Origin of the sequence: Pseudomonas sp. GD04091 (assembly GCF_029836165.1) — a bacterium.
In the GTDB taxonomy this organism is placed as follows: Bacteria; Pseudomonadota; Gammaproteobacteria; order Pseudomonadales; family Pseudomonadaceae; genus Aquipseudomonas.
Genome location: NZ_JAOEBG010000018.1, coordinates 92134 through 116963, shown reverse-complemented (window position 1 = coordinate 116963; position 24830 = coordinate 92134). Strand labels below are relative to the sequence as shown.

Genomic DNA, 24830 nt, shown 5'->3' with positions numbered 1-24830 from the left:
GGCGGGCTTGCCTGGCTGGGCCGCCGGGCAAGCCCGCTGCCGCAGGCTCCGCAGTGCGCCCAGGGATCAGCGCAGGCTGCGCTCGGCGACGATCTCCGGCAGGTCGGTGCGCTTCAGGTAGAGGCGCAACGGCTCGCCGATGTTCAGGCGATCGTCGACATGCTGCTCCAGCAACAGCGCCAGACGTTCACGACAGAGCGCCATGCGCGCATCGCTCTCGCGTCGCCAGACGAATTCGCTACAAGGGGTGATGCTGTCGTCGGCCACATCCATGCCGAACGAATCCTCGGAGAACCGCACGATATGGGTGCCGCGCTTGCCGTGGAAGCCGACGAAGCCCTTGAGCTGGTCGGCGGCGTTGCAAATGTCCTGGGAAGTGATGGCCATGGCGTTACCTCGCAAAAGAACCGGAAGTGACGCACACAGGGCGAGCGGTCGCCTCTGGCGGGCAACGCGCAGGCCCCAGCCTAACGCAACTGCCAGACCGTTCGCCAAGGTTTTTCTTGCCTTGTGCAAGGGCCCGCTAGAATGATTTTCGAGCCCCCAAAGCAGCCATCGGATCCGCCCCTTCATGACCCAGGCCGCCAATGCCGACATCGCCATCATCGGCCGTATCAACGCCGTACCGGCCATTCTCCAGGTGATCTGCGAGACCACCGGCCTGCGCTTTGCCGCCGTGGCGCGAGTCACCGAAAGCAGCTGGACCGCCTGCGCCGTGCTCGACACCCTGGGCTTCGGCCTGGCGGTCGGCGGCGAGCTCGACGTCGCCACCACGCTGTGCCACGAGATCCACAGCACCCGCGAGACCATCGTGATCGACAAGGCCAGCGAGGACGAGCGCTACTGCCGTCACCACACGCCACGCCTGTACCGTTTCGAAAGCTACATCTCGGTCCCGGTGCTGCGTACCGACGGCAGCTTCTTCGGCACCATCTGCGCCCTGGATCCCAACCCAACCCCTCTCAAAGGCACGGCGATCCAGCCGATGATGGAGTCCTTCGCCCGCCTGCTGGCGATCCAGATCGAAAGCGAGGAAAACGCCCAGCGCACCGAGCGTGCCCTGCGCAAGGAGCGGGCCATGGCCGAGGTTCGCGAGCAGTTCATCGCCGTGCTCGGCCACGACCTGCGCAATCCACTGTTCGCCATCACCGCCGGTGCCGAACTGCTCAGCCAACGCCTGCGAGATGCCAAGCAACGCGCCATCGCCCTGCATATCCTCACCTGTGGCCAACGCGCCAACCAACTGGTGCGCGACATGCTGGACTTCGCCCGCGGCCGTCTGGGTACTGGCATTCCGCTGAACCTGCAGCCATGCCATGACCTGCCCGAAGCCCTGGGCCATGTCGCCTCCGAGTTGCAGCGGATTCACCCGCAGCGACGCATCACCCTGGAAATCGGCCAGGTCGGCGGCCTGTCGTGCGACCGCGAACGCATCACGCAACTGCTCTCGAACCTGATCGCCAACGCGCTGGTCCACGGCGATCCCCAGGGCCCGGTGACGGTACGCGCCGCGCTCGCCGACGGCACCTTCACCCTGAGCGTGCACAATCACGGCACACCGATTCCAGCGCAGACGCTGCCCCTGCTGTTCCAGCCTTTCAGCCGGCCGATCTCCGGCGCGCCCCAGCAAGGCCTGGGTCTGGGCCTGTACATCGCCAACCAGATCGCCCTGGCCCACGGCGGCCATATGGAAGTGACGTCCAGCACGGAACACGGCACGTTGTTCAGCTTTCGCCTGCCACCGGGTCGACCTGTGACTCCAACAACACCGCCAGCCAGTTCATGAATGCCTGGACCCGACGCGGCACATGGCGCTGTCGCGCATACAGCAGCGACACCGGCATGGCCCGTGCCCGCCAGGGCTCGAGCAGCGACACCAGCTCGCCTTTTTGCAGGTGCTCCTCGACGCCCACCGCCGGTACCTGGATCAGGCCAAGACCGGCCAGGCAAGCGGCGGAGTAAGCTTCGGCGTTGTTCACCGTGACCACGCCAGCCATGGCCTGAAAGCGCAACTCGCCGCCCTGCTCGTACTCGAAGCCGGGGCTGCGCGAACCGAGGCTGCGTACGTAATGAACCAGACGATGACTGGCCAGGTCTTCAAGCCTACCTGGCACGCCATGGCGCTCCAGGTAGGCCGGGCTGGCGCAATTGCGCATGCTCAGGCTACCCACTGGCCGGGCCACGACATCCAGGTCGCCCAGCGCGCCAATGCGCATCACACAGTCGAACCCCTCGCGCAACAGGTCGACCTGGCGGTCGGTGCAACTGATTTCCACCTCAAGGCGCGGGAAGCGCTCAAGGAAGTCCGGCAGCGCCGGCACGATCACCCGGCGCGCCATCATGGTCGGCAGGTCGATGCGCAGGCGCCCGGCGAGCTCGGCATCGTCGGCGCTGAACAGGCCTTCGATCTCATCCATGCCCGACAGCAGGTCCTTGCTGCGTTCATACAGCAAGGCGCCATCCTGGGTCGTGCGCACCCGGCGCGTGGTGCGGTTGAACAGGCGCGTGCCAAGCAGGTTCTCCAGCGCTCGCACCTGTTCGGAAACGGTCGAGCGCGGCAGGCCGAGGCTTTCGCCGGCCTGGGTGAAGCTGCTGAGTTCACTGACTCTGACAAAGGTGCGCAGCAGGTCCAGCTTGTTCATCGAGGGCCTCAACTGTCCATTTCAGACGAACAGTATTTCCAAAATAGCGGGATTTAACAGAGCTCAACCGATCAATAACCTGTCGTCAACAGCCAACCCACCGAGGTAACCGACATGACCCGCAAGATCGCACTCATCACCGGCGCCAGCCGCGGCCTGGGCAAGAACACCGCCGAACACCTTGCCGCCCGTGGCATCGATGTCATCGGCACCTACCACAGCAAGGCCGACGAAGCCCAAGCCGTGGCCGCCTCGCTCGAGCAGGCCGGCGTACGCGCCGCCATGCTGCGGCTGGATGTCAGCGACAGCGCCGGTTTCACCGGCTTCGCCGAGCGTCTGGGCGACACCCTCGAACAACGGTTCGGCCGTCGCCAGCTGGACTTTCTGGTGAACAACGCCGGCATCGGCCTGAACGTGCCATTCAGCGACACCAGCGAAGCACAGTTCGACCAACTGCTGAACATCCAGCTCAAAGGTCCGTTCTTCCTCACCCAGCGCCTGCTGCCGCTGTTGGCCGATGGCGGGCGAATCGTCAACATTTCCACCGGGCTGACTCGCTTCGCCCTACCGGGCTACGCCGCCTATGCCGCGATGAAAGGGGCGATGGAAGTGCTGACCCGCTATCAGGCCAAGGAGCTGGGCGCGCGTGGCATTCGCGTGAACATCCTTGCCCCCGGTGCCATCGAGACCGATTTCGGCGGTGGCGTGGTGCGGGACAACCAGCAGGTCAATGACTTCATCGCCGGCAACACCGCCCTGGGTCGGGTCGGCCTGCCTGACGACATCGGCGCGGCGATCGCCCTGTTGCTGGAGGATGGCAATGGCTGGATCACCGGGCAGCGCCTGGAGGTATCCGGGGGGATGTTCCTCTAAGGCCGAGCCGCACTCAGGAACGGCTCAGGGCCTGATGCAGCGCGGCCAATGCCGGCAGTGCCAATGCCTCGTGGGTCACGCACAGCCCAACCCGGCGGCGCAGTGGCAGGCCGCTGCCCGGCTGCCAGTAGACCCCCGGACAGCGCTCGACCAGGGACTGCGGCAACCAGGCCGCGCCCTGGCCGGCGGCGACCATGGCCAGGACCAATTGCAACGAGCCGGCCTGACCGACCTGCTCGCCCTCGCCATACAACCCCATCAAGCGCTGGTGCGAAGGATGCTGCGGGCAGGTGATCCAGCGCCCATTCGGCTGGCTGCCGGTGGCCATGACCAGCACGAACGCTTCCTCCCAGAGCGGCAGGAACAATTCGTCTTCGCAGCGCTGGGCCTCGTCGGCCAGGCGCGCATCCCCCTCGCACCCCTCAAGCAGCGCCAGCTGCAGGCCCGCCACCGCCTGGCTGGCCAGGCGCACGCAGGCCTCGACCTGAGCCGGTGCGATGTCCGCCTCGATGCCCAGCGCCAGCGGTACCTGCTCCTGCCCCTGACGAAAGCGCAGGCGCAGCGCGTCGGCCTCGGCCACCATGCGGCAAGCCTGCGGATACAGCTCGCGCGCCTGCTCGCTGACCTCGACACCCCGCGCCTGACGCAGGAACAGCTCGACGCCCAGGTCCTCTTCCAGTTGGCGGATGGTCACCGACAAGGTCGGCTGGGCCACGCACAGGCGCTGGGCGGCTATGGTGATGTTGCGTGCTTCGAAGACCGCGATGAACGCCTTGAGATGACGGATATCCATAGATATAACCGATGCCTGCCAGAGAAATAAGCCGTTTTTCATGGCGATAGGCGCAATCTAGAATTTCGCCCATCGAAAGCGATTATGCCTGGGAGGCAATCATGAACAAACCACTGATCATCGTCACCGGCGCCAGCTCCGGTATCGGCGCCGCCACCGCCCGCCTGTTCTGCGCTGCGGGCCATCCCCTGCTGCTGATCGCCCGCCGCCTGGAGCGCCTTGAAGCGCTGGCCTTGCCCAATTGCCTGTGCCGGGCGGTGGATATCCGCGATCGTGCGGCACTGGTGGCGGCGGTGAATGAAGCCCAAGCCCTGTACGGCCCGGCCGACGCCCTGGTGAACAACGCCGGGGTGATGCTGCTGGGGCAGATGCACGAGCAGGACCCGCAACAGTGGGAACGCATGTTCGACATCAACGTCAAGGGCCTGCTCAACGGCGTGCACGCGCTGGTCGGGGGGATGATCGAGCGGCGCCACGGCACCTTGATCAACGTCAGCTCCGTGGCCGGGCGCAAGACCTTCCCCAATCATGTGGCCTATGTCGGCAGCAAGTTCGCCGTGCACGGGCTGTCGGAGAACCTGCGCGAAGAGCTGGCACCACACAATGTGCGGGTGGTGACCATCGCCCCGGGCGCGGTGGAGACCGAATTGCTCGGACATACCACCGATGAAGGCATCAAGCGCGACTACGAGGCATGGAAAGCCAATGACATGGGCGGCGTGGTGCTGGCGGCGGAAGATGTGGCCGAAGCGATCGTCTGGGCCTACCAGCAACCGCAGCACGTGTGTGTTCGCGAGATCGTGCTGGCGGCGACTGCCCAGCAGCCTTGAGCTCGGTGCATCGGGGGCAGTCCATCCTGTGGGAGCCGGCTTGCCGGCGATGAAGCCGGTGCAGGCGGCGCAACATCATTGCTCCCTTCGCATTACGCCCTTCTCGCTGTCTTCATGAACCTGCACGCTCGCGGTCATGCCGGCGCTCAGTGTCACTCCTTCGGGAATCTGGTCCAGGCGGATACGCACCGGAATCCGCTGCGCCAGCCGCACCCAGTTGAAGGTCGGCTCCACCTCGGGCAACAGCTGCCCGTCCGGCGTCGAGTTGCGGTCGGTGATGCCGCGGCTGATGCTCTGCACATGGCCCTGCATCGAGTCGCCGGCGCCCATCAGCCAGACCTTGACCGGGTCGCCGACACGGATCCTCGGCAACTTGGTTTCCTCGAAATAGGCCTGGATGTAGAAGGTGGAGTCGTCCACCAGCGCCATCACCGACTGCCCGGTGTTGACGAAGTTGCCCTCGGCCAGGCGCAGGTTGGTGATATGCCCGCCACGCGGGGCGCGCACCTCGCTGCGGGCCAGGTTGATCTTCGCCTCTTGCAGCTGCGCTTGGGCCTGGTGCAGCTCGCCACGGGCGACAGCGGCGTTGATCTGGGCGTTCTCGCGCAGCTCGGCGCTGATCGCCTCCGGCCCCAGGGCGGTGCGCCGGGCGGCTTCGCGGTCACGCAGACGCAGTTGCTGGGTACGGGTTTCGACCACGGCACTGGCCTGGTCGAACGCGGCCTGGAAGCGTTCGCGGTCGATGGTCATCAGCAGGTCGCCCGCCTTGACCTGCTGGTTGTCGTGAACCTTCAGCGCACTCACCCAGCCGGACACGTCCGGGGCGATCACCACCACGTCGGCCCGCACCCGGGCATCCCGGGTCCAGGGCGTGAGCATGTAGTACTGCCAGAGTCGATAGCCGGCGAAGACAGCGAGAATCACCACGCACAGGGTGACCAGGGTACGTACGGCGGTACGCATGGAGTTACTCCTTACAATGGTCCCAGCAGCCGTACCACCAGGTACAGCACACACACGAACAGCGCCGCGTCGAACAATGCCTCATGCCAGATCCACCGCCCCAGGGGCGTGGCCTGCACGAGGATGCGCAACAGCCCGGTGAACACCAGCGCCATCAATACATAGATCAGAAACGGGCTGAGCAACACGCCACCCAGCGCCCACTCACGCAACCCCATGCACGTCCTCCTGCCAATGGCACCACTTGCCCCAGCTCTTGCGCAACTGCAAGACCGCGCCGATGGCCAGGCGCAGCGGGTCGCTGGACGGCTGGCGGCGCAGGGCCTCGATGAACTGTTCAGTGGCGGCGTCCAGGCGCTGGCCGCGCCCAGGGGCCGGCCCCCTGGCGAGCACCGCTTCCAGTTGCCGCAGGTACTCCCGCTCGGCATTGCCCAGCGGCGCGTTGGCCACCGCCAGGCACATGCGCAGGTGCACCAGTTCGTCGCCGATGTCCAGACCATGCAAGCCGTCATCCCAGCGCTTGCGCTCGGCTTCGGGCAGCTCGCTGGCATGCCGCGCCAACTGCATCAGGCGGTCGGCCATGCGCCCGCCGAACCAGCTGTCGGCACCGCGCAGGTCGCGCCGGGTCAGACGTACCAGGTCGCTCTGCGTGGCGGCGCGCAGGCGGCGGCCGAGCCAGGCCGGATGGCGCAGCACCAGCAGGCGGAACGCCAGCACCGCGGCGCCCACGCCCAGGAGCATGGCCTGGGCGCTGTTGAGCATGCTCGCGACATCGAAATGCATGGCATTGAGCGGTGCGACCAGCACGATGAAATGCAGGCAATAGGAGGTGGCGGTGGCGCCGATCCGCGGGTGTGCCATGCCCAGTGCGCCGAAGAACAGCGGCACGCCCATCCCCAGGCAGAGCATGGCGAAACTGCTCCACTGCGCCAGCAGGATCTGCCCCACCAGGAACGCGACCGGGATCGCCAGCAAGATGCCGCGCAGGAAGCTCAGACCGATCTGCGCGCCATTCTCGCGGCTGGCGAACAAGCTGCAGACCACGCAGGTCAGCACCAGCCCGCCCGGCGCCGAAGGCCAGGCCGTGGCCAGCCAGAAGCTGCTCATGGCCAGGAAGGCCAGGGCACTGCGCGAGCCGAACAGCAACGCCAGGGATATGTCGCGGTGGGCGGCCAGGCTCTGCGAGACTTCCTTCGGTGCCCTGCCCTGCTCCACATCGTCGAGGGCCTGGGTCGCGGCCATGGCGAAGTCCAACAGCAAGGTCAGGCGCGCCAGGCAGTAATGCTCGGCGGAGCTGATGGTTTCGTCATGGGCAGCATCCCAGACCCGTTGGCGCAATACCAGCAGGCTGGGTCGATCGGGTGCGGCCAGTTGCGCACGCACTTCATCCAGCCACGGCGCCACGTGTCCGGCCTCGGTTTCATCGAGTTGGCGCCACTGCCGGCGTACCGAGCGAGAGATGCGCAGCAGCACCATCAGTTTCTGGCTGAGGCCGCGAATCGCGCGGGCTCGCTGGCGGCCACGACTGCCTTCGAACCAGGCATGTTCACGTTGCGTGTCGATGGCGACGATACGTCCGAGGCTGTCGAGCAAGCCTTTGCGCGCCTCGTCTTCGCCACCCAGCATGGCGCTGGCTGCCTGCAAGCCGTTCTGCCAGGCCTGGCGCGCCTGGCCGGCAAGCTGCTGCTCGACCCGCATCGGCCAGACCAGGGCACTGGTGGCGGTGGCACAGCAGATGCCCAGGCTGATCTCGGTACAGCGCGCCACGGCCTGGTCGAACACCTGCAGCGGATGATCGATGGCTGGCAGGGCGATGATCGCCGCCGTATAGCCGGCCAACACGAAGGCATAGGCCCAGGCGCTGCGCAGCTGGGTGGAGGCCGCGGTGCACAGCGCCAGCCACAAGGCCAGCGCCAGCAGGAACAGCCAGGGGGTCTGGGCGAACAGGCCGATGAACACCACCGACATGAAGGTCCCGACCAGGGTCCCGGCGAGGCGGGCCAGGCCTTTCTGCACCACCATGCCCGACAGCGGCTGGGCGACGATGAACGCGGTCATCAGCGCCCAGGCCGGCTGCTCCAAGCCCCAGCGCAGGGCCAGCCACAACGCCAGGCCACCACCGAGCAAGGTCTTGATGGCGAACTTGAGGGCGAGGCTGCTGGGGGCGAACAGGGCCTGGAAGGTGATGGGCACGAATCGGACCTTGGAAAGGCTGTGTACTAAAAGATAGACAACGGAGGAAGGATAAATCGTAAACGATTAATTAGCTAGCTAATCATCTAAGCCATTGCTTTTAATCGCACTGCCTGCGGCTCCGAGGAAGCAGATGAACTGTTGATTGAAAGACCAGGACCTGCGCCTCGCCATGACCTTTCCACAGGCAAAAAAAATGGGCGACCGAAGTCGCCCTAAATGCCTTGCGTGCTCGTGAATCGGGAAGGATCAGCGCTGGTTGCGCTTTTTCGAGTCCTTCCAGATGAAAATGCCCAGACCGGCGAAGAAGGCCAACATCAACCCGACCGTTACCACTCCGGCGATAACCACGTTGTCGAAGAACATGTCGGCCCCTCCCTTGGTGTGCCGTCATCCGATGGGTGCAAGGTAACCAATGCAGGGAGGGGGAAAATTGACCGGAGTCAAAGGTGCCCGGGGCCGGGCACGCAAGGCGGGCGCAGGGTTGACCTGCATCAAGTTTCAGCGCTTCTTGGGCTTGCCTTTGGGCTTTTTCTTCTTCGCCTGCCCCAGCGGCATGGCCTGCTCGAAGGCCTGGCGCATGTCGTTCAGGCGCTTGTCGTTGAGGTCATGGATGCGTTTGGCACGCTCGGCGCCGAAATCGATCAGGTTGTCTTGGCTCATGGCGGGCTCGACGGACAGCAGAGGCCTTCATGATGAAGGCAAGCGCCTGTGCTGACTAGTCAGACTTCGATATCCACCAGCAATCCCTGGCGCGTACGTTCCCCCAACGGCGCCACCGGCACGGTGTTGTCGGCGTTCAGCTCGTCGCCGGGCACGGCCTCGTAACGCTCCCCTTCGGCCTGCTGACGCCGCTGCTGCTGGCGGCGCTGCTCATCGCGCAGCAGCAATGCCTGCTCTTCGGGATCGCGATGGTTCTTCAGGTCGATGGCGCCATCACTGGACGTTGGCTGCGCGGGTACCACCGGCGCAATGGTGGGCGGCGGCTTGACCGGGTCCTGTTGCGAGGTCACGGGGACGGCACTGAGTGGAATGATCGGCGGCAGCATGGGTGGGTCTCCTGTAGCCGTTGTGTCGGCTGGTGGTCCGCCGCCTTGAGTGCCTGCGGGCGAAGGTGTGCGGCGCGTCACAACACCGCACTGCCCGGAGTATAGCGTGGGCTTATTCGGCTTCGTCGTCCGGGTCGTCGGACGGCGTGGAGGAATCGCTCCAGGGCCGCTTGTAGACCTGCTGCCAGACCGCGTCCATGTGCTCGCGCAACACCTGCGGGGCATTCTTGAGCGAAGCGCTGTCTTCACGTTCTCCGCCGAACGGGTCTTCTCCCGGCGGGGTGATCAGCGACTGACCGGTGATGGTGTAGACCGCCTGGCCCTCACGCATCTCGATGGCGATGTCGTGAGGGTCGATGCCGCCGCCGCAGAAGGAATGGCTGGCCACCGTCACCTCGGCGATACCGTCCTTGTTCAAGTCGCTGACGTCGCTGACATCGGTGTAGAAATCCACGTCCAGGTCCAGGCCGGCGCAGGTGGTCTCCTGCTCGTTCTGCCAGCGCGGCTTGAACACATCGTCGCTGGTCGCGCGGCCATACAGGGTGGCCTTGAGCACCACCTTGTCCACCTCTTCCTCGGTATCGGGGTCGGTGGCCTGGCCATCGGCCCGGCTCAGCACCAGCAGCCCTTCGCCTTCGCGGTCGTGGAAGTGCACGCTCTTGATCGGCGTCTGCACGCCCAGCACCTCCAGCTGTTCGACCGGAATCGGCGGCAGGACCTCGAAACTCTTCTGTTCACAGGCGGTCAGCAGCGCCAGGCTGCCCAGGCCCAAGGAGACGTTCAACCAGCGGTGCTTGGCAAACATGGTGGCGCATGGCCCTCGTGGCGGACGGTGTTCGTCGATGAACACGCTAGACTCTGTAGATTCTTTGGTGTGGCGCGGCCGATCCGTTACCATAGCCGGCTTTGTTCATCGCGGGAGTTTTGGCAGTATGGCGCAGCAGTATCAACCGGGGCAACGCTGGATCAGCGACAGCGAAGCCGAGCTCGGTCTTGGGACCATCCTGGCGCAGGATGGCCGCCTGTTGACCGTGCTCTACCCGGCCACGGGCGACACCCGCCAGTACTCGCTACGCAATGCGCCGCTGACCCGCGTGCGCTTCTCGCCAGGCGACCAGATAACCCACTTCGAAGGCTGGAAGCTGACCGTGCGCGAGGTCGATGACGCCGATGGCCTGCTGGTGTACCACGGCATCGACGGGCAGAACCAGCCCCGCACGCTGCCGGAGACGCAGCTGTCGAACTTCATCCAGTTCCGCCTGGCCAGCGACCGCCTGTTCGCCGGGCAGATCGACCCACTGTCATGGTTCTCCCTGCGTTACAACACCCTGCAGCACACCAGCAAGCAGATGCTTTCCAGCCTGTGGGGGCTGGGCGGCGTTCGCGCACAACCCATCGCCCACCAGCTGCACATCGCCCGTGAAGTCGCCGATCGCATCGCCCCCCGGGTCCTGCTGGCCGACGAAGTGGGCCTGGGCAAGACCATCGAAGCCGGCCTGGTGATCCACCGCCAGCTCCTGTCAGGCCGCGCCAGCCGCGTGCTGATCCTGGTCCCGGAGAACCTGCAGCACCAGTGGCTGGTGGAAATGCGCCGACGCTTCAACCTGCAGGTCGCGCTGTTCGACGCCGAGCGCTTCATCGAAAGCGATGCCAGCAACCCGTTCGAGGATGCCCAGCTGGCGCTGGTCGCCCTGGAATGGCTGGTCGAAGACGAGAAGGCCCAGGATGCGCTGTTCGCCGCCGGCTGGGACCTGATGGTGGTCGACGAGGCCCACCACCTGGTCTGGCACGAGGAACAGGCCAGCCCCGAGTATTCGCTGGTCGAGCAACTGGCCCAGGTCATTCCGGGCGTGTTGCTGCTCACCGCCACCCCTGAGCAACTGGGCCAGGACAGCCACTTCGCGCGCCTGCGCCTGCTAGACCCCAACCGCTTCCACGACCTGGCCGCGTTCCGCGCCGAAAGCGAAAACTATCGCCCGGTGGCTGAAGCCGTGCAGGAACTGCTCGACGAAGGCCGTCTGTCGCCCAAGGCCCACGCCACCATCGAAGGCTTCCTCGGCGCCGAAGGCGAAGCATTGCTGGCCGCCGTCACCGATGGCGACACCCAGGCCAGCGCCCGCCTGATCCGCGAGCTGCTCGACCGCCACGGTACCGGCCGCGTGCTGTTTCGCAACACCCGCGCGGCGATCCAGGGCTTCCCCGAGCGCCAATTGCACCCCTACCCGCTGGCCAATCCCGAAGCCTACGCCGAGCTGCCGTCCGGCGAGCGTGCCGAGTTGTACCCGGAAGTCGCCTTCCAGGCCCAGGGCGAGGCTGGCGACGACGAACGCTGGTGGCGCTTCGACCCACGGGTCGACTGGCTGATCGACACCCTGAAGATGCTCAAGCGCACCAAGGTCCTGGTGATCTGCGCCCACGCCGAGACCGCCATGGACCTGGAAGACGCCCTGCGCGTGCGCTCCGGCATTCCGGCCACGGTGTTCCACGAAGGCATGAGCATCCTCGAGCGTGACCGCGCCGCCGCCTACTTCGCCGATGAAGAGTTCGGCGCCCAGGTCCTGATCTGCTCCGAGATCGGCAGCGAAGGCCGCAACTTCCAGTTCGCCCATCACCTGGTGATGTTCGACCTGCCGGCCCACCCCGACCTGCTCGAACAGCGCATCGGCCGCCTCGACCGGATCGGCCAGAAACACACGATCCAGCTGCACATCCCGTACCTGCAGGACGGCCCGCAGGAACGCCTGTTCCAGTGGTACCACGAAGGCCTCAACGCGTTCCTCAACACCTGCCCGACCGGCAATGCCCTGCAGCATCGGTTCGGCACGCGCCTGCTGCCGCTGCTGGCAGGTGGCGACGACAAGAGCTGGAACACGCTGGTGGCCGAGGCCCGCGCCGAGCGCGAACGCCTGGAGGCCGAGCTGCACACCGGCCGCGACCGCTTGCTGGAACTCAACTCCGGCGGCGCCGGCGAAGGCCAGGCACTGGTCGAGGCGATCCTCGAGCAGGACGACCAGTTCGCCCTGCCGATCTACATGGAAACCCTGTTCGACGCCTTCGGCATCGACAGCGAGGACCATTCGGAGAACGCCCTGGTGCTCAAGCCGAGCGAGAAAATGCTCGACGCCAGCTTCCCGCTGGGCGACGACGAAGGCGTGACCATCACCTACGACCGTGGCCAGGCCCTGTCCCGCGAGGACATGCAGTTCCTCACCTGGGAGCACCCGATGGTCCAGGGTGGCATGGACCTGGTGCTGTCCGGTTCGATGGGCAACACCGCCGTGGCGCTGATCAAGAACAAGGCGCTCAAGCCAGGCACCGTGCTGCTCGAGCTGCTGTACGTCAGCGAGGTCGTGGCGCCGCGTAGCCTGCAGATGGGCCGCTATCTGCCGCCGGCCGCGCTGCGCTGCCTGCTCGACGCCAACGGCAACGACCTGGGCCCGCGCGTGGCCTTCGAAACCCTCAACGACCAGCTCGAAAGCGTGCCCAGAGCCAGCGCCAACAAGTTCGTCCAGGCCCAGCGCGACGTGCTGGCCAAGCGCATTGCCGACGGCGAGGCCAAGGTCATGCCGGTACACGACGAACGCGTGGCCCAGGCCCAGCAGCGCCTGACCGCGGAAGCCGACGAAGAGCTGGCACGCCTGACCGCGCTGAAGGCGGTCAACCCAAGCGTGCGCGACAGCGAAATCGAGGCGTTGCGCAAGCAGCGCGAGGACGGCCTGGCGGCGCTGGAAAAAGCGGCCCTGCGTCTGGAAGCGATCCGGGTGCTCGTCGCCGGCTGATCCCGATGAACGTCAGCGCGGGGCAAGCCCGCTCCCACAAGAGCCCGACAGGCTTGGGGAGCGGGCTTGCCCCGCAATCGCTTCAGCCTTTCGATATCCATTTAGACTTTCCGGCTATTACCCTCATATCCAAATGGTAGAGATCAAAGTGCCATTAACCAGGAAGGCTTAAACACGCGTTTCTATACTCCAGCAGGAACAGTCTCCATCCGTGCTTTTTGGGGACGAGTGAAGACTCGACGAAGAGGCCTGCAATGGAGTGGCTGGGACTGCAATTGTTCGCCGACCTACCGGCGACGGGACAGATCGTCCTCGACTGCCGACACAACCCTTATCTGGTGCTACTTGCCTTCTCCGTGGCCAGCGCCGCCTGTTTCGCCACCCTGGACATGAGCGAACGGCAAAGCCACTGCGAAGACCGCTTCGCCCGCAGGCAATGGCGGGTGCTCGGAGCCTGCTGCCTGGCCGGCGGCATCTGGGCCATGCACTTCATCAGCATGCTGGCCTTCGAGGCACCGCTGGAACTCCACTATGACGCCCCGTTGACCGGCCTTTCGCTGCTGATCGCCCTGCTCGCCGCCTGGCTGGCGATGAACAGCCTCAATCGCAGCGAGATGCGCCTGCGCCACTACTTGCAGACCGCGCTGCTCATCGGCCTGGGGATCAGCGCCATGCACTACACCGGCATGGCCGCGCTGCAGACCAGCGCCCAGCAGTACTACCAGACCGGGCTGCTGCTGGCCTCCATCGGCATCGCCGTGGTCACCAGCCTGGTGGCGCTGCTGATGGCCCGCTCTTTCCATGAGGGCAGCGGCACGCTGCACCTGCTGTTGAAGTACGGCGCCAGCCTGCTGATGGCCGGCGGCATCGTGCTCACCCATTTCACCGGCATGGCCGCGATGACACTGGTGATCCCCCACGAGACCGCCCTGCACCTGTCCTCCGGAGACAACAGCCTGCAGCTGGCGCTGACCATCGCCTTCATCACCCTGCTGATCAGTGGCAGCAGCATCAGTGCGGCCCTGGCCGACAAGAAGCTGCAGAGCAAGGAACACGACCTGCGCCGGGTCAACGTGCTGCTCAGCCAGCTCGACCAGGCAAGGGCCTCGCTGCAGCAGGCGGCCCATTACGATGCCCTGACCAACCTGGTCAATCGCCGTGGCTTCAACCAGGTGTTCGCCGAGCGTCTGGCCGAACAATCGGCCCATGACGGCATGCTGGCGGTGATGTTCCTCGACATCGACCACTTCAAGCGCATCAACGACAGCCTCGGGCATGCTGCCGGCGACGAGCTGCTCAAGGTGATCGCCGGCCACATCAAGGCGGCGACCCGTGGCCAGGACCTGGTATCGCGCTTCGGTGGCGACGAGTTCTGCATCGTCACCGGCCTCAACAGCCGCGATGAAGCCCGGCACCTGGCCCAGCGCATCATGCAGCGGATGAAAGAGCCGATCGACCTGGCCGGTCGGCGCATGGTGATGACCACCAGCATCGGCATCAGCATCTTTCCCGACGACGGGCAGAGCACCGAGGAACTGCTCAAGAACGCCGACCTGGCGCTCTACCAGTCCAAAGGCTGCGGGCGCAACAGCCTGAACTTCTTCAACAATGGCCTGAAGACCCGCGCCACCCTCGAGCTGCAACTGGAAGAAGAGCTGCGCGTGGCGCTGTTCGAGGAACGCGGCCTGTGCGTGCATTATCAGCCGATCTTCGACCTGCACAGCGGGCAAGTCGCCAAGCTCGAAGCCCTGGTGCGCTGGCAGCACCCGCAACACGGTCTGCTCAGCCCCGAGCGCTTCATCGGCATCGCCGAGGCCAACGGGCTGATCGCCGAACTGGACCTCTGGGTACTGCACCGCGCCTGCGAGGATCTGGCCACGCTCAACCAGCATGGCTACGGCGAACTGAAGGTCACGGTGAACTGCTCGGCGCTCACCCTCGGCCGCGAGGAACTGGCCAACGAAGTGGAAATGGCGCTGTTCCAGGCCGGTCTGGCACCACGCCAGCTGGAGCTGGAGGTCACCGAAAACGCCCTGATGGGCGACATCCATCACACCATCAATCTGCTCAAGCGCATCCGGGCCATGGGCGTGGCCCTGTCGATCGACGATTTCGGCACCGGCTATTCATCGCTGGCCTACCTCAAGCGCCTGCCGCTGGACGTGCTGAAGATCGACCGCTCGTTCATCCAGGACGTGCCGGCCAGCCAAAAGGACCGTGAGATCGTCCAGGCGATCATCATGATGGCCCATACCCTGCACCTGAAGGTGGTCACAGAAGGTGTCGAGACCGTCGAACAGCACAGGTTCCTCGCCAGTCACGGCTGCGACTACCTGCAGGGCTACCTGCTCAGCCGCCCGGTGCCGCTGGCCGAACTGCGGCCGATCCTCGACCGGCTCGACCGCCAAAACAACGACCTCAATCCTTGTTGCGATACAGCTCTACCAGGGTCGCCGGATCTTTTTGCAGATAACCCTGGCTACCGTGCAGGCGCATCAACTGCGCGGCGAGGCCACTGACCGGGGTCGCCGAGCCCTGCTCGCGGGAAAACTTCACCGCGGTGTCGAGGTCCTTGAGCAAGGTGCGCACATGCCACTTGATCGGCTCGAAGCGGCTCTCGGCCATTTGCGGGGCGAGAATCTGCAACGGCCTGGAGTCGGCAAAACCGCCGGCCAGCGCCTCGGCGATCAGCCGCGCATCGACCCCTGACTGCTCCGCCAGGGCCACCACCTCGGCGATCACCAATGCGTTGCAGGCGACGATCATCTGGTTGCACGCCTTGGTCACCTGCCCCGCGCCCACGCCGCCCATATGCGTGACCCGTTGCCCCAGAGTCAGCAATATCGGTCGCGCCCGCTCCAGATCGCCCGTCTCGCCACCGACCATGATCGCCAGGGTCCCCGCCTCGGCGCCCGGCGTGCCACCCGACACCGGCGCATCGAGCCAGGCCATGCCACACACGGCCGCCAGCTCCGCGGCCATCTCCCGCGTGGCGGTTGGCTCGAGACTGGAAAAATCCACCAGCAACTGCCCACTGCGCCCGCCGCGGGCGATGCCCTGCACACCGAACACCACCTCGCGCACCACCGCCGTGTCGGCCAGGCACAGCAACACCATGTCCGTCGCCTGGCACAGCTCGGCAGGGCTGGCGGCCAGACGGGCTCCGGCCGCGACCAGTTCGGCGCACTTGTCCGGGCTGCGGTTCCACACGGTCAGCGGATAACCGGCGGCCAACAGACGACGACACATTGGCAGCCCCATCAAGCCGATTCCGGCGAACCCCAGCGAAGGCAATGCAGTACTCATGTAGGACTCCAGATTAAAGAAGCGTGACAAACGGGCGATGCAGTGCGGGTACGAGACAAAAACCCTAGTAGGACTAGGGAAAACCCCGATCGCACAAGAAAAAGACGCACTGATAAAGTCGCGAAATTTTCCGTAATGGCCATATGACATGCGCCAGCGGAAAGCCACCAACACCAGGCAAATGGCGCACTATGACCTCTACGAACACTTCTGCCAACGCGGTCCCCGAGTCGTCGCTCATTCCCACTGCGCGGGCCGCCGGCAGCGCTCGAGACCTTTGCGCCGCCCGCGGCATGCCGGCGCAGCAGTATCTGTACTTCACCGAACAGGACATCCAGCGCATCCTCGACAACCTCGACGGCCTGCGCGACCTGGTGTTCCCACAGAACCTGCACGTCGAGGACGAAGACCAGCTGCGCCTGGAACAGCAGTTCCCCTCGGTCTGCCTGATCGGCCTGGGCCGCTGCGGCTCGAACATCGCCCTGGATGTGGCGGAGCTGGTGTACAACGCGCGCACGTTCTTCCTCAACGAGTTCAACAACGAAGACCGCTTCAAAGGTGAGGCCGGCTACAGCCCGGCGCGCTGGATCCGCCAGAACCTGCGACTGGTGCAGAACAAGGCCGCCAAACCGGTGTTCCTGGTCGAGCCGCTGGTGATGCTCGGCGACCTGGACAAGGACATCGCCGGGCGCATCCGCTTCTCGCGCAAGGGTGAACGCGGCGCGTTCCTGCGCGACTACAGCAAGATGAAGATCATGGACCTGTCCGAGGTGCATGCCGGCGGCGCCGGCAACGCGCCGATCCTCGGCCAGTACCTGGCCAAGATCATCCTCAACAAGGACACCCAGCGGTTCTCCAGCGCTGACTGGAAACTGATCCACTCTTACCTGATCGACTCCTGTGGCATCAAGGCCAACCAGTCGCGCCTGTACTTCTATATCTTCAGCGCCGGCGGCGGCACCGGCTCAGGGATGGCCTCGGAGTTCGGCCTGGCCCAGCAGTACTCGTACATGAACAAGACCTTCGACACCAAGCCGGCCGACGAGAACGACGGCAAGAGCGGGCACTCGTTCGTCTTCGAGCCGATCTTCACCAGCGGCATCTGCGTGCTGCCCAACGCCTCCGACCATCGCAGCGAAATGTCCGAAGCCCTGCACATCAACGCCGGGCGCCTGCTGTGCAAATACCTCTCGGAGGAATGGGACTTCTCGTACAACTTCGACAACGAAGACAGCAGTGAAGCCAGCGTCATGGGCCGCATCCGCCCATGGAACGCGATGATGCTGATCTCCAACGACATCATGCGCTATGCCGAGGAAAGCGACGACGGCACGATCCAGAACATCGACGTCAACGCCATGGAGAAGCACGCCAACCAGTACATCTCCCAGCAGATCTTCAACATCCTCACCGCCCAGGCGGTGACCACCGACTACGACCAGAACTACTTCCGCCGCGCCGGCATCGACATCGGCGAAACCATCCGCCTGGATGCCAACGACCTGTTCATGAGCCTGGCAGGCCCCGTGGCCATCGCCTACGCCGAATCGGTGGTGCCGGAGATCCCGCCCCAGGGCTCGGACAAGTTCAAGGTGTTCGAGCGCGAGCAGCCGCGCCTGGACATCGATGACCTGTTCTTGCGCTCCATCGACCTGCCGCACTTCAACAAGCAGACCCAGGCCATCGAAGGCATCAGCCTGTTGCCGATCGAGTCGCGCCGCTACCGTGCGGCGCTGGAGCAGTACCAGGCCTCGGGCTACGACGCCGCGGCGCTGCACGACCTGCACTTCTTCAAGAACTGCTCGTCGGTGGTGTCGATCGTCTCGCTGCCCAAGGACTACAAGCTGTCCTACATGGACCTGAACCGGCTCAAGACTCACCTCAACAGCCTGTTCCCCAACACCACGCTCAAGCGCTACGCGCTGGTGATCGGCGCCTCGGCGAACCTGTCGCTGACCACCCTGATCGCCAAGAGCCCGTGCCTGTCGGACGATTTCCTGACCCTGATCGTGGCGTTCATCAAGCGTTGCTTCGCGCGCAACCCGTACCGCTTCGACGACACCCTGGACAATGCCGTCCTCGAGTTCATCACCGGCGAGCATTTCGACGAGGACCGCATCGACGACCTGCTCAACGAGTTCGAGAACCCGGCGAAGATCCTCGACACCAACTGGTACGCGATCAAGCCGATGTACGAGAAGAAGTACCGCGAGCTGATCAACGACAAGAGCCGCTTCGTCTCGATCAACGACATCCGCCTGTCGCGCGAATGCGTGAAGAAGGCGGTGAAGTACCTGCGCGAGATCTTCCGCCACCGCATCGGCAAGACCCGGGTGATTTCGCTGAACAGCCATACCGGGCGCGTGGACTACTGAAAGCGATCGCGGGGCAAGCCCGCTCCCACGGGAATCGTGTAGTCCTCGTGGGAGCGGGCTTGCCCCGCGATGGTATCTGCGGCTTATTACGCATGCCGTAAACTGTTACCGCCCCGCCGAATCAGCCCACCACTGTTACTTGTTTCCACCTTACGTGAGCGTCAATGCGCACCATTGCGAAGCGCCTGCGCATTTTCGCGCACTAAAAAAGCGCGTGCTTATTCCGCTTTCTTCACCTGGATCACGATGAACGGTGAAACCACCACCGCCCAGATCTCTGGATCGCGGGTTTGCAGGTCGAGTGCCTGCTCTGCAGAGACCGGCCCGACAGTGCCATCATCACGCCACTTGGCGAAGATCTCGCGGCGATTCTCGGCCATCGCCTCGGCAACGGTGATCAGGTCGAGACTGGGGTCGACCCAAATCAGGTCACCCTTGGCCCAGAAACGCTCCAGGGCTTTCCACTCGATGACGGCAGTCTCGCCGAGCAATTTGGCATAGAGGGTGCTTACTTGATCAGTCATGGGTTTACCTGCGCAAAGATCGTCCAACAAAAAGGCCGGCATTTTTGCAGAAAAACCCGGTTTCAAATACGTAATTTGGTCGATCGGTCCCGAACTTGTGGGGGCGGGCCACGGATGCAGGCAAAGTGATGGCGCTTTTCTGTATCTTTATGTCGATCACGCGACACCCCTGGAAACAGACGCTTTTCGCCCGCTTTTCAAGCGCTCGGGCAGCGCTCTACACTGTACCGGTACAGTTCCGGGACATGTTCCGGGGGAAGGTGGGCTTACGGCATTGGCGTAGCCAGGCCGCGATTCCCGCCCGGTCTGTAGCCCTGGCCTCAGGACTATAAGAATTACAACAGAATGAGTGGAGCACTATGATCAAGATTTCCAAGCTGTTTGCCGCGATGGTTCTGGCCGGAGTCGCCAGCCATTCGTTTGCCGCCGACACCATCAAGATCGGTATCGCCGGTCCCAAGACCGGTCCGGTGACCCAGTACGGCGACATGCAGTTCGTCGGCGCCAAACAGGCCATCAAGGACATCAACGCCAAGGGCGGCGTCGATGGCAAGATGCTCGAAGCCAAGGAATACGACGACGCGTGCGACCCTAAACAGGCCGTGGCCGTCGCCAACAAAGTGGTCAACGATGGCGTCAAGTACGTGATCGGCCACCTGTGCTCCAGTTCCACCCAGCCAGCGTCCGACATCTACGAAGACGAAGGCGTGATCATGATCACCCCGGCTGCCACCTCGCCGGAAATCACCGACCGTGGCTACAAGCTGATCTTCCGCACCATCGGCCTGGACAGCGCCCAGGGCCCGGCCGCCGGCAACTACATCGCCGATCACGTCAAGCCGAAAGTGGTCGCGGTCCTGCACGACAAGCAGCAGTACGGCGAAGGCATCGCCACCGCGGTCAAGCAGACCCTCGAGGGCAAAGGCACCAAGGTCGCCGTCTTCGAAGGCCTGAACGCCGGTGACAAGGACTTCTCCTCGATCATCCAGAAGCTCAAGCAGAACAACGTCGACTTTGTCTACTACGGCGGCTACCACCCGGAGCTGGGCCTGATCCTGCGCCAGGCTCAGGAAAAAGGCCTGAAAGCCAAGTTCATGGGCCCGGAAGGCGTGGGTAACGATTCCATCTCGCAGATCGCCCAGGGCGCCTCCGAAGGCCTGCTGGTCACCCTGCCGAAGTCGTTCGACGCCGATCCTGCGAACAAGGCCATCGTCGACGCCATCAAGGCCGACGGCAAGGATCCGAGCGGTCCGTTCGTGTTCCCAGCCTACTCCGCCGTCGAGCTGATCGCCCAGGGCATCAAGGCCGCCGAGTCCGAAGACACCGACAAGGTGGCTGCCGCCATCCACGCCGGCACCTTCAAGACCCCGACCGGCGACCTGTCCTACGACGCCAGGGGCGACCTGAAGGACTTCAAGTTCGTGGTCTACGAATGGCACTTCGGCAAGCCGAAGACCGAAGTCTCCCCTCAGTAACTGCGTGACTAATAGCTGACCGAGAAGCCCACTGTGCGAGCAGTGGGCTTTGTTTTACGAGGTTCTATGGACCTGATTCCCGCGATCCGGGAGCCGGTTCACCTGAAAATCTTAAAACCGTCACCCGCGGTTTCCTGGCTGTGCCCGCACAACGATCACGCGGCGAAGACCGCGAGAACAAATGGGCCCGGGTCACCCCCGCCAGAGAAATGCAAATCAGGTTTTTAGGAGCGCTGTAATGCCTGAGATCTACCATTTCCTACAACAACTGGTTAACGGATTGACCATCGGCAGTACCTACGCGCTGATCGCCATCGGTTACACGATGGTGTACGGCATCATCGGCATGATCAACTTCGCCCACGGCGAGGTGTACATGATCGGTTCCTACGTGGCCTTCATCGCCCTCGCCGGGCTGGCCATGATGGGCATCCACTCGTTGCCGATCCTGATGACCGTGGCCTTCGTCGCCACGATCTTCGTCACCAGTGCCTACGGCTACAGCATCGAACGGGTCGCCTACCGACCGCTGCGCAACAGCAACCGGTTGATCCCGCTGATTTCCGCCATCGGCATGTCGATCTTCCTGCAGAACACCGTCCTGCTCGCCCAGGACTCCAAGGACAAGTCCATCCCCAACCTGATCCCCGGCAGCTTCTCGTTCGGCCCGGGCGGCGCGGAGGAAGTGCTCGTTTCCTACATGCAGATCCTGGTGTTCGTCGTCACCCTCGTCGCCATGACCTGCCTGACCCTGTTCATCTCCCGTTCCCGACTGGGCCGCGCCTGCCGCGCCTGTGCCGAGGACATCAAGATGGCTAACCTGCTGGGCATCAACACCAACAACATCATCGCCCTGACCTTCGTCATCGGTGCCGCGCTGGCGGCGGTGGCGGCCGTGCTGCTGAGCATGCAGTACGGCGTGATCAACCCCAACGCCGGTTTCCTGGTGGGCCTGAAGGCCTTCACCGCCGCGGTGCTGGGCGGCATCGGCAGCATCCCGGGCGCCATGCTCGGCGGGCTGGTGCTGGGCGTGGCCGAAGCGTTCGGCGCCGATATCTTCGGCGACCAGTACAAGGACGTGGTGGCATTCGGTCTCTTGGTTCTTGTCCTGCTGTTCCGGCCGACCGGCATCCTGGGCCGCCCGGAGGTTGAAAAAGTATGAACAGAAATCTCAAACAGGCGTTCTTCAGCGCCTTGCTGGTCTGGGCCGTGGCCTTCCCCGTGCTGGGCCTGAAACTCAGCATCGATGGCATCAGCCTGATCGTGCACAGCCAAGGCTCGTTCACCCTAAGCATCATCGCCGCGTGCTCGGTGCTGATGTTCCTGCGCGTGCTGTTCGACAAGCAGTGGAGCGCGGTGATGGGCCGTCGTTCGGAGCGCAAGCTGGTGCCCCCGGCGGTCAGCAACTTCCTCACCCTGCCAAAGACCCAACGCTGGATCATCATGGGGCTGATCGCCGTTGCCCTGGTGTGGCCGTTCTTCGGCTCGCGTGGCGCGGTCGACATCGCCACCCTGATCCTGATCTACGTGTTGCTGGGCCTGGGCCTGAACATCGTGGTCGGCCTGGCGGGCCTGCTCGACCTGGGTTACGTCGGCTTCTACGCCGTCGGTGCCTACAGCTACGCGATGCTCTCGCACTACCTGGGCTGGAGCTTCTGGGCCTGCCTGCCGATCGCCGGCCTGATGGCCGCCACCTTCGGCTTCCTGCTCGGCTTCCCGGTGCTGCGTCTGCGCGGTGACTACCTGGCGATCGTGACCCTCGGCTTCGGCGAGATCATCCGCCTGTTCCTGCGCAACCTAACCGACTGGACCGGCGGCCCCAACGGCATCAGCAACATCCCCAAGCCGGAGTTCTTCGGCCTGACCTTCGAACGCCGCGCCGCCGAGGGCATGCAGACGTTCCACGAGTTCTTCGGGCTGGAATACAACTCGATCAACAAGGTCATCTTCCTCTACCTGGTGGCCCTGCTGCTGGCGCTGCTGGCGCTGTTCGTCATCAACCGCCTGCTGCGCATGCCGATCGGGCGTGCCTGGGAGGCGCTGCGTGAAGACGAGATCGCCTGCCGCGCGCTGGGCCTGAACCCCACCGTGATCAAGCTTTCGGCGTTCACCCTGGGCGCCTGCTTCGCCGGTTTCGCCGGCAGCTTCTTCGCCGCCCGCCAAGGGCTGGTGACACCGGAATCGTTCACCTTCATCGAGTCGGCGATCATCCTCGCCATCGTCGTGCTGGGTGGCATGGGTTCTCAGCTGGGCGTGATTCTCGCGGCCGTGGTGATGATCCTGCTGCCGGAAATGATGCGTGAGTTCAGCGAATACCGGATGCTGATGTTCGGTGCGCTGATGGTGTTGATGATGATCTGGCGTCCGCAGGGCTTGCTGCCCATGCAACGTCCGCACATGGAGCTGCCTCGATGAGCCGCGAAATTCTGCAAGTCAGCGGCCTGAGCATGCGCTTCGGCGGCTTGTTGGCGGTCAACGGCGTGGGCCTGACCGTCAAGGAAAAACAGGTGGTGGCACTGATCGGCCCGAACGGCGCCGGCAAGACCACCGTGTTCAACTGCCTCACCGGCTTCTACAAGCCCAGCGGCGGCACCATCCTGCTCGACGGCCAGCCGATCCAGGGCCTGGCCGGCCACCAGATCGCCCGCAAGGGCGTGGTGCGGACCTTCCAGAACGTGCGCCTGTTCAAGGAGATGACCGCGCTGGAGAACCTGCTGATCGCCCAGCACCGCCACCTCAACACCAACTTCTTCGCCGGCCTGTTCAAGACCCCGAGCTTTCGCCGCAGCGAGCGGGAGGCCATGGAGCGCGCGCAGTACTGGCTGGAGAAGGTCAACCTGACCGAGTTCGCCAACCGCACCGCCGGCACCCTCGCCTACGGCCAGCAACGGCGCCTGGAAATCGCCCGCTGCATGATGACCCAGCCACGGATCATCATGCTCGACGAGCCCGCCGCCGGCCTGAACCCCAAGGAGACCGAGGACCTCAAGGCCCTCATCGCCTACCTGCGTGAGTCCCACAACGTGACCGTGCTGCTGATCGAGCACGACATGAAGCTGGTGATGAGCATTTCCGACCACATCGTGGTGATCAACCAGGGCACGCCCCTGGCCGACGGCACGCCGGAAGAGATTCGCGGCAACCCTGATGTGATCAAGGCCTACCTGGGGGAGGCGTAAATGCTGAAGTTCGAGAACGTTTCCACCTTCTACGGCAAGATCCAGGCGCTGCACAGCGTCAACGTGGAGATCAACCAGGGCGAGATCGTCACCCTGATCGGCGCCAACGGCGCCGGCAAGTCCACCCTGCTGATGACCCTTTGCGGCTCGCCCCAGGCGAGCAGCGGCAGCATCAAGTATCTGGGCGAGGAGCTGGTCGGCCAGCCGTCCTCGCACATCATGCGCAAGAGCATCGCGGTGGTGCCGGAAGGCCGCCGCGTGTTCGCCCGCCTGACCGTCGAGGAAAACCTGGCCATGGGTGGGTTCTTCACCAGCAAGGGCGACTACCAGGAGCAGTTGGACAAGGTCCTGCAGCTGTTCCCGCGCCTGAAGGAGCGCTATATCCAGCGCGGCGGCACCATGTCCGGTGGCGAACAACAGATGCTGGCCATCGGCCGGGCATTGATGAGCAAGCCCAAGCTGTTGCTGCTGGACGAACCGTCGCTGGGCCTGGCACCGATCATCATCCAGCAGATCTTCGACATCATCGAACAGCTGCGCCGCGATGGCGTGACCGTGTTCCTGGTGGAGCAGAACGCCAACCAGGCGCTGAAAATCGCCGACCGGGCGTATGTGCTGGAGAACGGCAAGGTGGTGATGCAGGGCACCGGTGAAGCGCTGCTGATCGACCCGAAGGTGCGTGACGCGTATCTGGGGGGGTGAATGATCAAAGGGCCTGCGGGCCCTTTTTTCTACCTGTTGAACAGATGATTGCAGTACCGGCCCTATCGCGGGGCAAGCCCGCCCCCACGCTGGCGAGCAAGCTGTCGTGGGGGCGGGCTTGCCCCGCGATTGGGCCGCGCCTCTTGT

Annotated in this window: 23 protein-coding genes; 11 read left to right on the top strand and 12 right to left on the bottom strand. The window is 64.4% G+C overall.

Annotated elements, in window-relative coordinates:
• Positions 1 to 66: 66 nt before the first annotated feature.
• Positions 67 to 387, bottom strand: a complete 321-nt coding sequence (locus N7422_RS19890) for a DUF2025 family protein (RefSeq protein WP_279808135.1) — start codon at positions 385 to 387, stop codon at positions 67 to 69.
• A gap of 184 nt (positions 388 to 571) precedes the next feature.
• Between N7422_RS19890 and N7422_RS19885 the strand changes: the two genes are divergently transcribed.
• Positions 572 to 1786 carry a GAF domain-containing sensor histidine kinase gene (locus tag N7422_RS19885; RefSeq protein ID WP_279808134.1) on the top strand — a complete coding sequence of 405 codons (1215 nt, stop codon included), beginning with the start codon at positions 572 to 574 and terminating at the stop codon, positions 1784 to 1786.
• Here N7422_RS19885 and N7422_RS19880 read toward each other — a convergent pair.
• Positions 1725 to 2642 carry a LysR family transcriptional regulator gene (locus N7422_RS19880; RefSeq protein ID WP_279808133.1) on the bottom strand — a complete coding sequence of 306 codons (918 nt, stop codon included), beginning with the start codon at positions 2640 to 2642 and terminating at the stop codon, positions 1725 to 1727. The genes N7422_RS19885 and N7422_RS19880 overlap by 62 nt on opposite strands.
• Positions 2643 to 2756: 114 nt before the next feature.
• Between N7422_RS19880 and N7422_RS19875 the strand changes: the two genes are divergently transcribed.
• The gene (locus N7422_RS19875) at positions 2757 to 3515 is read left to right on the top strand and encodes an SDR family oxidoreductase (RefSeq protein WP_279808132.1); all 759 of its coding nucleotides are present in this window, start codon (positions 2757 to 2759) and stop codon (positions 3513 to 3515) included.
• Between the two features lie 13 nt (positions 3516 to 3528).
• Here N7422_RS19875 and N7422_RS19870 read toward each other — a convergent pair whose 3' ends face one another.
• Positions 3529 to 4308: a LysR family transcriptional regulator gene (locus N7422_RS19870; RefSeq protein ID WP_279808131.1), complete on the bottom strand. Its 780-nt coding sequence runs from the start codon at positions 4306 to 4308 to the stop codon at positions 3529 to 3531.
• A gap of 101 nt (positions 4309 to 4409) precedes the next feature.
• On the opposite strand from N7422_RS19870, the gene N7422_RS19865 reads away from it, so the two are divergent.
• A complete protein-coding gene (locus N7422_RS19865) occupies positions 4410 to 5138 on the top strand; it encodes an SDR family oxidoreductase (RefSeq protein ID WP_279808130.1) in 729 nt (242 codons plus the stop codon).
• A 75-nt stretch (positions 5139 to 5213) separates the two neighbouring features.
• Here the strand turns inward: N7422_RS19865 and N7422_RS19860 are convergent, their stop codons facing one another.
• The 7 genes from N7422_RS19860 to N7422_RS19830 form a co-directional block, all read right to left on the bottom strand.
• Positions 5214 to 6101: an HlyD family secretion protein gene (locus tag N7422_RS19860; protein ID WP_279808129.1), complete on the bottom strand. Its 888-nt coding sequence runs from the start codon at positions 6099 to 6101 to the stop codon at positions 5214 to 5216.
• 11 nt (positions 6102 to 6112) lie between these two features.
• Positions 6113 to 6319, bottom strand: a complete 207-nt coding sequence (locus N7422_RS19855; protein WP_279808128.1) for a DUF1656 domain-containing protein — start codon at positions 6317 to 6319, stop codon at positions 6113 to 6115.
• Positions 6306 to 8294 (bottom strand): FUSC family protein, encoded by a 1989-nt coding sequence (locus N7422_RS19850; protein ID WP_279808127.1) that lies wholly within the window; start codon positions 8292 to 8294, stop codon positions 6306 to 6308. The genes N7422_RS19855 and N7422_RS19850 overlap by 14 nt, the downstream gene beginning before the upstream one ends.
• Positions 8295 to 8543: 249 nt before the next feature.
• Complete coding sequence (gene ccoM / locus N7422_RS19845) at positions 8544 to 8660, bottom strand: cytochrome c oxidase subunit CcoM (RefSeq protein WP_023629476.1); 117 nt, start codon at positions 8658 to 8660, stop codon at positions 8544 to 8546.
• A gap of 135 nt (positions 8661 to 8795) precedes the next feature.
• On the bottom strand, positions 8796 to 8957 hold the full coding sequence (locus N7422_RS19840) for a hypothetical protein (RefSeq protein ID WP_186662249.1): 162 nt from the start codon (positions 8955 to 8957) through the stop codon (positions 8796 to 8798).
• A 59-nt stretch (positions 8958 to 9016) separates the two neighbouring features.
• Complete coding sequence (locus N7422_RS19835) at positions 9017 to 9343, bottom strand: aspartate-semialdehyde dehydrogenase (RefSeq protein ID WP_279808126.1); 327 nt, start codon at positions 9341 to 9343, stop codon at positions 9017 to 9019.
• Between the two features lie 112 nt (positions 9344 to 9455).
• Entirely contained in the window at positions 9456 to 10148 is a 693-nt protein-coding gene (locus N7422_RS19830) for a hypothetical protein (protein WP_279808125.1), read from the bottom strand.
• Positions 10149 to 10275: 127 nt separating this feature from the next.
• Here N7422_RS19830 and rapA point away from each other — a divergent pair, with 127 nt between their 5' ends.
• Together rapA and N7422_RS19820 are read left to right on the top strand one after the other, a co-directional pair.
• Positions 10276 to 13122, top strand: a complete 2847-nt coding sequence (rapA, locus tag N7422_RS19825; protein WP_279808124.1) for an RNA polymerase-associated protein RapA — start codon at positions 10276 to 10278, stop codon at positions 13120 to 13122.
• Between the two features lie 254 nt (positions 13123 to 13376).
• On the top strand, positions 13377 to 15641 hold the full coding sequence (locus tag N7422_RS19820; RefSeq protein WP_279808123.1) for an EAL domain-containing protein: 2265 nt from the start codon (positions 13377 to 13379) through the stop codon (positions 15639 to 15641).
• Here the strand turns inward: N7422_RS19820 and N7422_RS19815 are convergent.
• A complete protein-coding gene (locus tag N7422_RS19815) occupies positions 15541 to 16428 on the bottom strand; it encodes an NAD(P)-dependent oxidoreductase (RefSeq protein ID WP_279808122.1) in 888 nt (295 codons plus the stop codon). The two genes, N7422_RS19820 and N7422_RS19815, sit on opposite strands and share 101 nt — an antisense overlap.
• Positions 16429 to 16619: 191 nt before the next feature.
• On the opposite strand from N7422_RS19815, the gene N7422_RS19810 reads away from it, so the two are divergent.
• Complete coding sequence (locus tag N7422_RS19810) at positions 16620 to 18803, top strand: hypothetical protein (protein ID WP_279808121.1); 2184 nt, start codon at positions 16620 to 16622, stop codon at positions 18801 to 18803.
• A 218-nt stretch (positions 18804 to 19021) separates the two neighbouring features.
• Here the strand turns inward: N7422_RS19810 and N7422_RS19805 are convergent, their stop codons facing one another.
• Positions 19022 to 19327 carry a DUF2288 domain-containing protein gene (locus N7422_RS19805; RefSeq protein ID WP_279808120.1) on the bottom strand — a complete coding sequence of 102 codons (306 nt, stop codon included), beginning with the start codon at positions 19325 to 19327 and terminating at the stop codon, positions 19022 to 19024.
• A 359-nt stretch (positions 19328 to 19686) separates the two neighbouring features.
• Between N7422_RS19805 and N7422_RS19800 the strand changes: the two genes are divergently transcribed.
• The 5 genes from N7422_RS19800 (at position 19687) to N7422_RS19780 (ending at position 24683) form a co-directional block, all read left to right on the top strand.
• Positions 19687 to 20802, top strand: a complete 1116-nt coding sequence (locus N7422_RS19800) for a branched-chain amino acid ABC transporter substrate-binding protein (RefSeq protein WP_279808119.1) — start codon at positions 19687 to 19689, stop codon at positions 20800 to 20802.
• 238 nt (positions 20803 to 21040) lie between these two features.
• Positions 21041 to 21964, top strand: a complete 924-nt coding sequence (livH, locus tag N7422_RS19795) for a high-affinity branched-chain amino acid ABC transporter permease LivH (RefSeq protein ID WP_279808118.1) — start codon at positions 21041 to 21043, stop codon at positions 21962 to 21964.
• Positions 21961 to 23217 (top strand): high-affinity branched-chain amino acid ABC transporter permease LivM, encoded by a 1257-nt coding sequence (locus N7422_RS19790; protein ID WP_279808117.1) that lies wholly within the window; start codon positions 21961 to 21963, stop codon positions 23215 to 23217. The genes livH and N7422_RS19790 overlap by 4 nt, the downstream gene beginning before the upstream one ends.
• Complete coding sequence (gene livG, locus N7422_RS19785) at positions 23214 to 23981, top strand: high-affinity branched-chain amino acid ABC transporter ATP-binding protein LivG (protein ID WP_279808116.1); 768 nt, start codon at positions 23214 to 23216, stop codon at positions 23979 to 23981. The genes N7422_RS19790 and livG overlap by 4 nt, the downstream gene beginning before the upstream one ends.
• The gene (locus N7422_RS19780; protein WP_279808115.1) at positions 23982 to 24683 is read left to right on the top strand and encodes an ATP-binding cassette domain-containing protein; all 702 of its coding nucleotides are present in this window, start codon (positions 23982 to 23984) and stop codon (positions 24681 to 24683) included.
• The last annotated feature ends 147 nt before the right edge of the window (positions 24684 to 24830 follow it).

What these genes read in the sequence shown, in the direction of transcription:
- N7422_RS19880 (WP_279808133.1), bottom strand. Translation starts at nt 2,642, where the DNA reads ATGAACAAGCTGGACCTGCTGCGCACCTTTGTCAGAGTCAGTGAACTC.
- N7422_RS19885 (WP_279808134.1), top strand. Translation starts at nt 572, where the DNA reads ATGACCCAGGCCGCCAATGCCGACATCGCCATCATCGGCCGTATCAAC.
- ccoM (WP_023629476.1), bottom strand. Translation starts at nt 8,660, where the DNA reads ATGTTCTTCGACAACGTGGTTATCGCCGGAGTGGTAACGGTCGGGTTG.
- N7422_RS19780 (WP_279808115.1), top strand. Translation starts at nt 23,982, where the DNA reads ATGCTGAAGTTCGAGAACGTTTCCACCTTCTACGGCAAGATCCAGGCG.
- N7422_RS19810 (WP_279808121.1), top strand. Translation starts at nt 16,620, where the DNA reads ATGACCTCTACGAACACTTCTGCCAACGCGGTCCCCGAGTCGTCGCTC.
- N7422_RS19820 (WP_279808123.1), top strand. Translation starts at nt 13,377, where the DNA reads ATGGAGTGGCTGGGACTGCAATTGTTCGCCGACCTACCGGCGACGGGA.
- N7422_RS19890 (WP_279808135.1), bottom strand. Translation starts at nt 387, where the DNA reads ATGGCCATCACTTCCCAGGACATTTGCAACGCCGCCGACCAGCTCAAG.
- N7422_RS19830 (WP_279808125.1), bottom strand. Translation starts at nt 10,148, where the DNA reads ATGTTTGCCAAGCACCGCTGGTTGAACGTCTCCTTGGGCCTGGGCAGC.
- N7422_RS19800 (WP_279808119.1), top strand. Translation starts at nt 19,687, where the DNA reads ATGATCAAGATTTCCAAGCTGTTTGCCGCGATGGTTCTGGCCGGAGTC.
- N7422_RS19860 (WP_279808129.1), bottom strand. Translation starts at nt 6,101, where the DNA reads ATGCGTACCGCCGTACGTACCCTGGTCACCCTGTGCGTGGTGATTCTC.
- N7422_RS19865 (WP_279808130.1), top strand. Translation starts at nt 4,410, where the DNA reads ATGAACAAACCACTGATCATCGTCACCGGCGCCAGCTCCGGTATCGGC.
- N7422_RS19870 (WP_279808131.1), bottom strand. Translation starts at nt 4,308, where the DNA reads ATGGATATCCGTCATCTCAAGGCGTTCATCGCGGTCTTCGAAGCACGC.
- N7422_RS19815 (WP_279808122.1), bottom strand. Translation starts at nt 16,428, where the DNA reads ATGAGTACTGCATTGCCTTCGCTGGGGTTCGCCGGAATCGGCTTGATG.
- N7422_RS19790 (WP_279808117.1), top strand. Translation starts at nt 21,961, where the DNA reads ATGAACAGAAATCTCAAACAGGCGTTCTTCAGCGCCTTGCTGGTCTGG.
- rapA (WP_279808124.1), top strand. Translation starts at nt 10,276, where the DNA reads ATGGCGCAGCAGTATCAACCGGGGCAACGCTGGATCAGCGACAGCGAA.
- N7422_RS19855 (WP_279808128.1), bottom strand. Translation starts at nt 6,319, where the DNA reads ATGGGGTTGCGTGAGTGGGCGCTGGGTGGCGTGTTGCTCAGCCCGTTT.
- N7422_RS19875 (WP_279808132.1), top strand. Translation starts at nt 2,757, where the DNA reads ATGACCCGCAAGATCGCACTCATCACCGGCGCCAGCCGCGGCCTGGGC.
- N7422_RS19840 (WP_186662249.1), bottom strand. Translation starts at nt 8,957, where the DNA reads ATGAGCCAAGACAACCTGATCGATTTCGGCGCCGAGCGTGCCAAACGC.
- livH (WP_279808118.1), top strand. Translation starts at nt 21,041, where the DNA reads ATGCCTGAGATCTACCATTTCCTACAACAACTGGTTAACGGATTGACC.
- livG (WP_279808116.1), top strand. Translation starts at nt 23,214, where the DNA reads ATGAGCCGCGAAATTCTGCAAGTCAGCGGCCTGAGCATGCGCTTCGGC.
- N7422_RS19835 (WP_279808126.1), bottom strand. Translation starts at nt 9,343, where the DNA reads ATGCTGCCGCCGATCATTCCACTCAGTGCCGTCCCCGTGACCTCGCAA.
- N7422_RS19805 (WP_279808120.1), bottom strand. Translation starts at nt 19,327, where the DNA reads ATGACTGATCAAGTAAGCACCCTCTATGCCAAATTGCTCGGCGAGACT.